Genomic DNA, 9,675 nt, shown 5'->3' with positions numbered 1-9,675 from the left:
GCCGCGATCAGCGCCGCCGGGCTCGCGGCGAACGCGGCCGCGCAGGAGGCGGCCCCGAACGCGGCGGCGCCGGCCAGCAGCAGCCGGCGGCGGCCGATCCGGTCGCCGAGCGCGCCCATCGCGACCAGGAATCCGGCGACCATGAACCCGTACACGTCCATGATCCACAGCTGCTCGGTGCCGCTCGCGCCGAGGGCGACGCTCAGCTCCGGCAGCGCCATGATCATGACGAACATGTCCACCGAGACCAGCAGCGCCGGCAGGGCGAGGACGGCCAGCGCGATCCACTCGCGGCGTCCGGCGCGGGGCGGGGTCATCGGACGCTCCTCTCCTCGACGGGGACGCCCGCGGCCCGCAGGCGCCCGGCGTAGGCGCGCCCGTCGTCGTCCGGGCCGCTGACGACGGTGGCGGCGGCGACCCCGGCCAGGTCGGGCGCGAACCCCTCGGGCAGCCGCGGGCGCACGAGGATCTGTCGCTCCAGCGGCGGCCAGCCCTCGTCGCGGGCCAGCAGGGCGAGCCGGGCGGCGATCGCCGCCCCGCCGCCCTGCCCCGCGACGACCAGGCGCGCGGGCGCGGCGCCGAGTTCGGCGGCGTGGTCGGCGGCCCAGCCGAGCGCGGCCGCCGCGTCGTCCAGCGCACCGGGCCGGGCGGCGTCGAGTTCCGGAGAGAGGGCGACGGCGTGCGGGCCGAGGTCGCCCGGCGTCCCGTCGAAGTGCAGCAGCAGGCGCGTGTCGTCCGTACCGGACCAGCGCACGCCGGCCCGCAGCGGGCCGGACGCGCCGCGCAGGTGGATGTCCACCCGTTTCGTCGTGGTCATGGGTCGACCGTGGCAGCGCGGCCCCTCCGGAGGGAAAGGCCGTTCGCGCATGACGGTCGTGCATGATCGGCATCACCACCGGGGGCGCGGTACGGCGACAATGGCCGCATGCCGGACGACACCCCGCCGCGCGTGCTCAGGCTGCCCCAGGCGCCGGACGCGATCGAGCTGCGCCATCTCCGCGCGTTCGTCGCCGTCGCCGAGGAGCTGAACTTCGGCCGCGCCGCCGCGCGCCTGTACCTGTCGCAACCCGCGCTGAGCCGCCAGATCAAGGGCCTGGAGCGGCTGGTCGGGTGCGACCTGCTGAACCGCTCGACGCACCGGGTGGAGCTGACCCTCGCCGGAGAGGCCCTGCTCGACCGCGCGAGGACCCTGCTGTCGGGCGTGGACGACGCGATCGCGACGACCCGCTCGATCGGCGGCGAGGCGTCCGGCCGCGCGGGCAGGCTGTGGCGGCCGATCGCCGACCACAACCGCGCGGGCGGCGACCTCGGTCAGATGGGCGTCGAGTACGAGACCCTGCTCGCCGAGTTCGAGCCGCCGCCGGAGGTCGCGGTCAGGCCGGTGAAGGCGGGCGGAGTCCCGGCCCTGCGGCTGGCGCCGCCGGACGCCTCACCGTCGCGCGTCCTCTACCTGCACGGGGGCGGCTTCGTGATGGGCTCGGCGTACGGGTACCGGCCCCTGGCGGGGGCGCTCGCGGTGGCGGCCGGGTGCGAGGTGGTCGTCCCGGACTACCGGCTCGCGCCGGACTTCCCCTTCCCGGCCGCCCTGGACGACGCGGCGGGCGCCTACCTCTGGCTGCTCGAAGCGGCGCCGCCAGAGCGGGTCGTGATCGCCGCCGACTCCTCGGGGGCGAGCCTGGCCCTGTCCCTGCTGCTCGCGCTGAAGGACAAGGGCCTTCCCCTGCCCGGCGGCGCCGCCCTGTTCTGCCCGTGGATCGACCTGGCGCACACCGTCCTGGAGGAGGAGCCGGCCGGCCCCCAGCTCGTGGTGACCGGCCGGATGATGCGCCAGTGCGTCGACCACTACCTCGCGGGCCGCTCCCTGGACGATCCGCTGCTGAGCCCGCTGGCCTCCCCCGGCCGCCTGAGGGGCCTGCCGCCCCTGCTGCTCCAGGCGGGCACGGGCGACCACCTGGTCGGCGACGCCCGCCGCCTGGCGGAGGAGGCGAGCGAGCAGGACGTGGACGCGCGGCTGGAGCTCTACCCGGTGGCCACCCACGGCTTCCACCTGTTCTGGACGTTCCTCCCGGAGGCGGCCCGCGCCCTGGACCAGGCGGGACGCTTCGTCCGCGACGTGACCGCCGCGTCCGCCGGGCACCGCACCGGTTCCTGAGGCAGAGGCGCCTCCGGCACGGAGGCGGGCGGGGGCGCGGCGCCGCCCGCCTCCGTGCCCGGCGGTCCTCACTGCTTCAGCAGGGACCTCATCTTGGCGATCTCGGCGGTCTGCGAGGAGATGATGGTCGCCGCCATCTGCTTGGCCGGGGGGAACTGTCCGGAGGACTGCTCGGCCTTGGCCATCGCCACGGCGCCCTCGTGATGCTGGATCATCATCGTGAGGAACGCCCTGTCGAACGCCGCGCCCTTGGCCGCCTCCAGTTCCTTCATGTCCTTCTCGCTCATCATGCCGTCCATGCCGTCCGTGCCGCCGTGGTGCATGCCGCCCATGCCGGTCGTGCCAGGCGAGGGGACGGGGGCGCCCCAGGCCTTTAGCCACGCGCCGAGCTGCTGGATCTCCGGTCCCTGCGCCTTCTTGATGTCGGCGGCCAGGGTCTTCACCTCCGCCGACGAGGCGCGGGTGGCGGCGAGGTCGGCCATCTCGATCGCCTGCCGGTGGTGCGGGATCATCATCTGCGCGAACATGACGTCCTGGCCGTTGTGCGGTCCGGCCTGCGCGCCGCCGGCAGGTGCCGAGTGGGCGGGCATCGAGTGGGCGGGCATGGAGTGGGCGGGCATGGAGTGGGCGGGCATCGAGTGGCCCGTCGAGCCGCCGTCGTCGCCGTCGCCGCACGCCGCCAGGGCGATCGCCAGGGCCGGGACGGTGATGAGCGCGAACGCTCGCTTCATGGTGGTGAGCCTTCCGTGTCGAGTGCTGTGATCGGTGGTCGGCGACGGCGCCCGTTTCCGGGCGCCGCTGGACCTGTCACAGCCTCAGCACGCTCAACCTGTGCAGGGACGGTCTCGGCGGCGGCCGTCCGACCAGGAGGATCCGCACCCGCGGGGGCCGCGACACGGCCATCGGCGGCGACTTCCGCAAGCGCAGCGCCAGGAGGGCCGCGACGAGGGCGAGCGCGAGCAGGGTCAGCATGGCCAGGCAGACCTGGCCGCCGGGGTGGTCGGGGTGGCGGTCGGAGTGATGGCCCCCGGGCCGGTCGCCCCGGGGTGGACGGTGCCCCGCCATCGCTTCGGCGGCGGGGGCGGCGTGCCCGGCGGCCATGGACGTCAGCGGAACGCCGCCCATCTCCGCCGGGCTCGCCGTGGACTGGAAGCCGTGCATCGCCAGCAGCCCGAGGAGCACGAGCAGGCCGGACGCCAGCCGGAGGACGTCCGGGCGCACGGAGCGCCTCGGCCGTCCCACCGGCCGTTCCGCGTGCGCGCCGTCCCGTGCGGGGAGGCCGCCGAGGTGCGTGCTCATCTCGCGGACCAGGGTAGCGAAGGGTGATCGGCGGTCACCGGCGGGTCACCGCTTCGAGGGGTCAGGCGACACGGACCCCGCCCGCGAACGGGCGGCCGGCGATGGGGGCGATCTTGACGACGTCGCCGGTCTGCGGCGCGTGGACCATGTTGCCGTTGCCGATGTACATGCCCATGTGGTGCAGGTCGCTGTGGAAGAACACCAGGTCGCCGGGCTTGAGCTGGCTCATGCTCACGTGGGTCCCGGCGTTGTACTGGCTGCCGGTGTAGTGGCCGAGCGTGATGCCGACCTGCGCGTAGGCGTACAGGGTCAGGCCGGAGCAGTCGAAGCCCTTGATGTTGGCGCCCTGCGCGGTGCCGTAGCTCGGGCCGGACGCGTTGCCGCCGCCCCAGGAGTAGGGCACGCCCTGCTGGGCGAGGGCGGCCCGGACGGCCGTCATGGCCTTGGCCGAGGCCCCGCCGGAGTTGAGGTTGGGGATGGAGGCGGGACCCGTGCCCGCGGTCCTGAAGGTGCCGAGCTGCTTCTCGACCTTCTTGAGCTTGATCTGGAGTTCCCGGCGCTTCTTCCTCGCCTCGTCGGTGAGCGCGCGCACCTGGGCGGCGCGCTGCTCGGCGGCCTTGCGGGACCGGTCGGCGCCCTGCATCACCTGGAGCATCTGCGTGATGCGGACGTCGTTCTGCTTGGCGAAGTAGTTGAGGGTGGCCGACTGGTCCAGGACGGCCTGCGGGTCGGACGACGAGGCGAACGTGATGGCCGGGTCCGCCGGGCCGTTCTTGTAGCTGTCCGCGGCGATCTTCGCCATGCGTTCGCGCGCTTCGTCCAGCGCCTTCTGCTGGCGCAGGGCGCTGCTCTTGGCGAGCTTCGCGGCGTGCTCGGCCTGCTTGAGGCGTTCGCGCAGGCCGTTGTACTGCTCGCTGAGCTTCTCGGCCTCGTCGGCGAGCTTCTCCTGCTGCGCGGTCAGTTGCTTGCGCGTCGGCTTCGGCTCGGCGTGGGCGGGCGCGGGCGCGAGAAGCCCGGCGGACAGCGCGAGGGCGGCCGTCCATGCCGTGACGTCGCCGAGCCGGCGGGTGCGGATCCTGCGGCGGGCTGTCGTTCGGGGGCCGGCAGCTCGTCGCTGCATGCGGTGTCCTCTCCTGTACCGCCTACCGGGTCAGCTGACGGGTTCGGGCCGGAGTCGCCCTACCGTCCCGCGGGACGGACTCACCCCTGAAGATCGGGTCCCCGGTTCCCCGGACGGAGCCGTCCGCGGGATTCGGCGCGGTCGCCGGCCGTCCCCGGCGGGGACGTCGGACCGTGACCTCCTACGGAGCGTAGGAGGTTTACGGTCGGTTCGCCACCGAAGCGGCAGATTTCCCCAAATGCCACATTCCGCCTCAGCAGGTCGCGGCGAGCTCCACGACCGCCGCGGCCCCGGCCAGGAGCGGCGCGGCGACCGCCGCCACCGCGAACAGGCCCGCCGCGAGCCGGACGTCGCGCCGCGGCCTCGCCGGGGCGCCCTCCAGCCGCAGCACCCGCTCCATCAGCGCACCGGCGACGGGCGTGCCCGCCGCGCCGAGCGCCCCCGCGACGCCGAGCGCCCCCGCGACGGCGGGCGCCGCCGAGAGCCGGCACAACGCGTCGACCAGCGGCTTCCTGCCGTGAACGCGGACCGCGGCGTCGTCCGCGGCCATCTCCAGCAGCAGCGGCAGCCGCGCCTTCGCGCGCCGGACGGTCGGCAGCCATGGCAGCATGGCGTGGACCAGGTCCAGAGCCAGCAGGAAGACATGGTGACGCTGGCGCAGATGCGCGCGCTCGTGCGCCAGGACGGCCCCGAACTCCTCGGCGCTGAGCGCCCGCTGGGCCCCGGTGCTGACCACGATCGCGCGGTGCCGGGACGGCAGCGAGTACGCCACGGGCACGGGGTGGTCGAGGACGAGGACGTCCGGATGGCGGCGGTCCTCCCGGGCGACCAGCCGCAGCATCTCCCGGTGCCGCCGGCGGTGGCGCACGGCCCGGCCGAGCCTCGGCAGGCCGCGGGCGAGCACGGCGGCGCAGGCCGCGGCGAGGACGGCGGTCGCGACGGCCGCGGCGGCGGTGGCGAGACGGCCGTGATGGGGCAGGCAGTCGCGCAGCCGAGACAGCAGTCCGTGCCCCGGACCCGGCGGCGCGAGCAGCCCCGCCGCCGCGATCCCCGCCGCGGCGATGAACGTCCCCGCGAGGGCGGCCGTCCAGCAGGCGATGGCCGTCCCCGGGCCGACGGCGGAGCGCCTGAGGAGGTCCAGAACGGGCCCCGCGGCGCATCCCAGCAGGACCACCGAGACGACGAGCCCGACCACCAGCGGGATCACGGGATCACGCGTCCTCGCCGGCGGTCCGCCGCCGCAGGGCGTCCAGGAGGTGCCGGGCGTCCTCCGGCGGGACGCTCTCGGCGAACCTCGCCAGGATGGCGCCGTGGTCGGAGGCCTCGCTCAGGGCGTCCAGCATCAGCTCGACCGCGTACTCCTCCCGCGGCCGCGTGGGGCTGTAGCGGAAGGCCGTGCCCTCCTGCGTACGCCGGAGGAGGCCCTTCTGCGCCAGGCGTTCGGCCACGGTCTGCACGGTGTTGTAGGCCAGTGCCCTGTCCGCGTCCTCGTTCAGCTCGGCCAGCAGCTCACGGACCCGCAGCGGGCGGGGCGCCGCCCAGAGCACGTCCATGATGGAGCGTTCGAGCGATCCTCCGAGTGCGGACACGCGGTCACCTCCGTACCGCCCCCATTGTGCCGGACGTCTCCTGGGGGCCGGCCTCCTGGAGCGGGGTCTCTCCAGCGTGGGCGGGTTCCCGGCGGCCCGGCATCCACCAGTTGGCCCTGCCGCACAGCTCCATCACCGCGGGGACGAGGACCATCCGGACGACGGTGGCGTCGACGAGCACGGCGACGGCCATGCCGAGGCCGATCTGCTTGACCGACACGTCGGGGCCGAGCAGGGACGTCGAGAAGACGGCGATCATGATGGCGGCCGCGGCGGTGATGACCTTGGCGGTGCGCGCCAGCCCCCGGGTGACGGCCGTCCGGGTGTCGCCGGTGCGCTCGTACTCCTCCCGGATCCGCGAGATCAGGAAGACCTCGTAGTCCATGGACAGGCCGAACAGCAGCGGGAACATCATCATCGGCACCCAGGTCGTGATCGGCATGGTGGTGGGGAAGCCGAGGGCCTTCCCGAGCCAGCCCCACTGGACGACCGCGACCAGCACGCCGTAGGCCGCGCCGATCGACAGCAGGTTCATCACCGCGGCCTGCAGCGCGATCGTGACCGACCGGACCAGCGCGACCAGCAGCACGAGCGACAGCGCGACGACGACCGCGATCATCAGGGGCAGGCGGGAGCCGACCTCCTCGGCGATGTCGATCGCGCCGGCGTTCGGGCCGCCGACCTGGACGCCGGCGCCGCCGGGCGCCGCGGGCAGGACGTCGTCGCGCAGCCGGTGCACCAGGTCGGCGGTGGCCTCGTCCTGGGCGCCGCTCTTCGGGAAGGCCATGAACGTGGCCGCGCGCCCGTCCTCGCTGATCCGGGGCGGCGTGACGGAGGCGATGCCCTCGGTCCGTCCGACCGCGTCGACGACGGGGCGCAGATCGGCGTCCGGGGATCCGATCCGCGCGGCGAAGATCAAGGGCGCGCCGTAGCCGGGCCCGAAGCCCTCGGACAGGATCGTGTACGAGGTGTGGCTGCTCCGGTCGTGCGGCTGGACGCTGGCGTCGGGCAGGCTCAGCCGCATCGACAGCACGGGGGCGGCGAGCACGAGCAGGCCCGTCCCGGCGAGGACCGCCGCGACCAGCGGCCTGCGCTGCACCACGCCGGCCCAGCGTTCGGCGGGGGGACGGCGCTCGCCGGTGCGCGGGCGCGGCGCGCGGCGCGGCAGCCGCAGCGAGTCGATCCGGCGGCCGGTGAAGCCGAGGAGCGCGGGCAGCAGGGTCACCGCGGCGATCATCGTGACCAGCACGGTCACCGACGCGGCGACGGCCACGCCGGTCATCAGCCGCTGCCCCATGACGACCAGTCCGAGCAGCGCGATCACCACGGTCGTGCCGGCGAACAGCACGGCGTGCCCGGCGGTGGCGATGGCCGTGGCCGTGGCGCCTTCGGGGTCGTCCCCGTCCCGCAGGGCCTCCCGGTAGCGGGTCACGATGAACAGCGCGTAGTCGATGCCGATGCCGAGGCCGACCAGCACGGCGACGAGCACGGTGAAGTCGGGCGCGGGGACGAGGTGCCCCACCAGCTTGATCAGGGCCATTCCGCCGAGGATGGCCGTCAGCGCCGTCGCGATCGGCAGGCCCATCGCGACCAGCGACCCGAAGGAGATGAACAGGATCACCGCGGCGGTCAGCAGGCCCACGCCTTCGGCCGGGCCCTGCTGGGGCGTCTCGGCCTTCTCCGCCCGCTCGCCGCCCAGCCCGAGGAGCAGGCCGTCGCCGGAGGCGTCCTTGACCGCCTCCACCAGGGGCTTGACGTCGGTCTTCTTGGCCGCCTCCTCGGTCAGCGGGATCGTCGTCCGGGCGATGCGGCGGTCGCGCGTCACCAGGTTCGGGTCCTGGTAGGGGGAGGTCACCGGCCCGGTCACGGGCGAGGCGTCCAGGACGGCGACGACCTTCTCGATCCGCCGCCGGGCGGCGGGGTCGTCGATCCCCCGGTCCGCCTTGATCGCCAGGGTCAGGGTGTCGCCCCGCCGCTCGGGGAAGTGCCTCTCGATCAGCTTCTGCGCCTTGGCCGATCCGGAGTCTCCGCCGGAGAAGTCGTTGTCGGGCGCGGCGCCGAAGCCGAAGCCGGCGAACGCCACGGCGACCACGCCGACGAGCCAGGCCAGGAGCACCAGGCGGCGGCGCCGGTGGCAGAAGCGGGCCAGCGCCGCGAGGGCGCCGTCCGGTCGCGGGTCTGCGGAATGCTCGCTCATGGCGGCGATCGTCGCGCCGGCGGGGCGCCCGCCGCGTCTGCCGGACGACGGCGGCGTCTACGCAGTCGGGCGTACGCCGCTCCGCGGGCCGCTCCACCTGGCGGAGGAGCAGGTCGCGCGCCTGAGCGCAGGAGCGTTCGCGCACCACGACAGTAGGATTCCGGCATGGAACGCCGTACCGGGACGTTCTCCCTGCGCGCGGTGACGCACGACACGCTGCTCGCGCTCCTCGTCACCGTGATGCAGGTCCAGGGAACGCTCGGCCGCATCGCCGCCGAAGGGGCGACGCGGCCGCTCGCCGACCTGGGGAACCTCGGATACGCGCTGCTGGTCGTGAGCGGGCTGGCCGTGGCCCTGCGCCGGCGGTGGCCGGCGCCGGTCTTCGCGGTCACCGCGCTCGCCAGCCTCGTGTACTACGGGCTCGACTTCCCGGACGGGCCCGGCTGGCTCGCGCTCTTCGTCTCCCTCTACACCCTCGCGGCCTACGGCGACGGACGCCGGTCACTGGTGATCGCCGGTTCGGGGATCGGCGTGCTGGCCGCCGTATGGCTGTACACGGCGCACGACATCGAACCGCGCGCCGCCATCGGCTGGGTGTTCTTCCGCATCGGCGCGTCGGTCATGAGCGCGGCCCTCGGCGAGTCCGTCCGGTCCCGCCGGGTCATCGCGGCCGAGGCCGAGAAGCGCGCGGAACTGGCCGAACGGACCCGCGAGGAGGAGGCCCGGGCGCGCGTGGACGCGGAGCGCCTCCGGATCGCCCGCGAGGTCCACGACACCGTCGCCCATGCGGTGGCCATCATCAACGTGCAGTCCGGGGTCACCGCGCACGTGCTCGACAAGCGTCCGGAGCAGGCGCGCGAAGCGCTGCGGACCATCGAGCAGACCAGCTCGCGGGCGCTGCGGGAGATGCGCGCCGTCCTCGGCGTCCTGCGCGACGACGGCGACGGGCGCGCACCGCAGCCCGGCCTGGAGCAGATCGGCGAGCTCACCGCGAAGGCGCGCGAGGCGGGACTCGACGTCACGCTGGAGGCGTCCCCTCCCGCGACGCCGCTGCCGAGCGCGGTCGGCGGCGCCGCCTACCGGATCCTCCAGGAGTCGGTCACCAATGTGATCCGCCATGTCGGCCCCACCCGCGTGACGGTCGCGCTGACCTCCGGGACCGACGCCCTGGAGATCCGCGTGACCGACGAGGGCCGCCGCACCGGGAACGGCGCCGCGGGCGGCGCGGCCGCCCCGGACGGCCCCGGCCACGGGATCCTGGGCATGCGCGTGCGGTGCCGGCTGCTCGGCGGCTTGCTCGACGCCGGCCCCACTCCGG

10 protein-coding genes and 1 riboswitch are annotated in these 9,675 nt (G+C 74.7%); of the genes, 2 read left to right on the top strand and 8 right to left on the bottom strand.

What is annotated here, in order from left to right:
• Positions 1–317: MFS transporter (locus ABWI04_RS39960; protein WP_353835660.1), on the bottom strand; the 317-nt coding region annotated here is incomplete at its 3' end.
• Positions 314–817, bottom strand: coding sequence for an alpha/beta hydrolase fold domain-containing protein (locus ABWI04_RS39955; RefSeq protein WP_353835659.1), 504 nt, complete (start codon positions 815–817; stop codon positions 314–316). The genes ABWI04_RS39960 and ABWI04_RS39955, both read right to left, overlap by 4 nt.
• Positions 818–925: 108 nt before the next feature.
• Between ABWI04_RS39955 and ABWI04_RS39950 the strand changes: the two genes are divergently transcribed.
• Entirely contained in the window at positions 926–2,152 is a 1,227-nt protein-coding gene (locus tag ABWI04_RS39950) for an alpha/beta hydrolase fold domain-containing protein (protein WP_353835658.1), read from the top strand.
• 68 nt (positions 2,153–2,220) lie between these two features.
• Here the strand turns inward: ABWI04_RS39950 and ABWI04_RS39945 are convergent, their stop codons facing one another.
• The 6 genes from ABWI04_RS39945 to ABWI04_RS39920 all read right to left on the bottom strand — a co-directional run bounded on the left by ABWI04_RS39945 (position 2,221) and on the right by ABWI04_RS39920 (position 8,357).
• Positions 2,221–2,883 carry a DUF305 domain-containing protein gene (locus ABWI04_RS39945; protein WP_353835657.1) on the bottom strand — a complete coding sequence of 221 codons (663 nt, stop codon included), beginning with the start codon at positions 2,881–2,883 and terminating at the stop codon, positions 2,221–2,223.
• A gap of 76 nt (positions 2,884–2,959) precedes the next feature.
• Entirely contained in the window at positions 2,960–3,451 is a 492-nt protein-coding gene (locus ABWI04_RS39940) for a DUF6153 family protein (RefSeq protein ID WP_353835656.1), read from the bottom strand.
• A 61-nt stretch (positions 3,452–3,512) separates the two neighbouring features.
• Positions 3,513–4,571 carry an NlpC/P60 family protein gene (locus tag ABWI04_RS39935; RefSeq protein WP_353835655.1) on the bottom strand — a complete coding sequence of 353 codons (1,059 nt, stop codon included), beginning with the start codon at positions 4,569–4,571 and terminating at the stop codon, positions 3,513–3,515.
• Between the two features lie 3 nt (positions 4,572–4,574).
• Positions 4,575–4,719: riboswitch (cyclic di-AMP (ydaO/yuaA leader) on the bottom strand.
• A 105-nt stretch (positions 4,720–4,824) separates the two neighbouring features.
• On the bottom strand, positions 4,825–5,778 hold the full coding sequence (locus ABWI04_RS39930; RefSeq protein WP_353835654.1) for a M56 family metallopeptidase: 954 nt from the start codon (positions 5,776–5,778) through the stop codon (positions 4,825–4,827).
• A gap of 4 nt (positions 5,779–5,782) precedes the next feature.
• Positions 5,783–6,160 carry a BlaI/MecI/CopY family transcriptional regulator gene (locus tag ABWI04_RS39925; protein ID WP_345182956.1) on the bottom strand — a complete coding sequence of 126 codons (378 nt, stop codon included), beginning with the start codon at positions 6,158–6,160 and terminating at the stop codon, positions 5,783–5,785.
• A gap of 4 nt (positions 6,161–6,164) precedes the next feature.
• Entirely contained in the window at positions 6,165–8,357 is a 2,193-nt protein-coding gene (locus tag ABWI04_RS39920) for an MMPL family transporter (RefSeq protein ID WP_353835653.1), read from the bottom strand.
• A gap of 165 nt (positions 8,358–8,522) precedes the next feature.
• Here ABWI04_RS39920 and ABWI04_RS39915 point away from each other — a divergent pair.
• Positions 8,523–9,675 (top strand): sensor histidine kinase (locus ABWI04_RS39915; protein WP_353835652.1); only part of this gene is annotated, 1,153 nt, incomplete at its 3' end.

The sequence above is a fragment of the Actinomadura sp. NPDC000929 genome (assembly GCF_040492065.1).
In the GTDB taxonomy this organism is placed as follows: domain Bacteria; phylum Actinomycetota; class Actinomycetes; order Streptosporangiales; family Streptosporangiaceae; genus Spirillospora; species Spirillospora verrucosospora.
The sequence above is the reverse complement of the archived record's forward strand: the minus strand, read 5'-3'. Positions and strand labels throughout refer to the sequence as shown.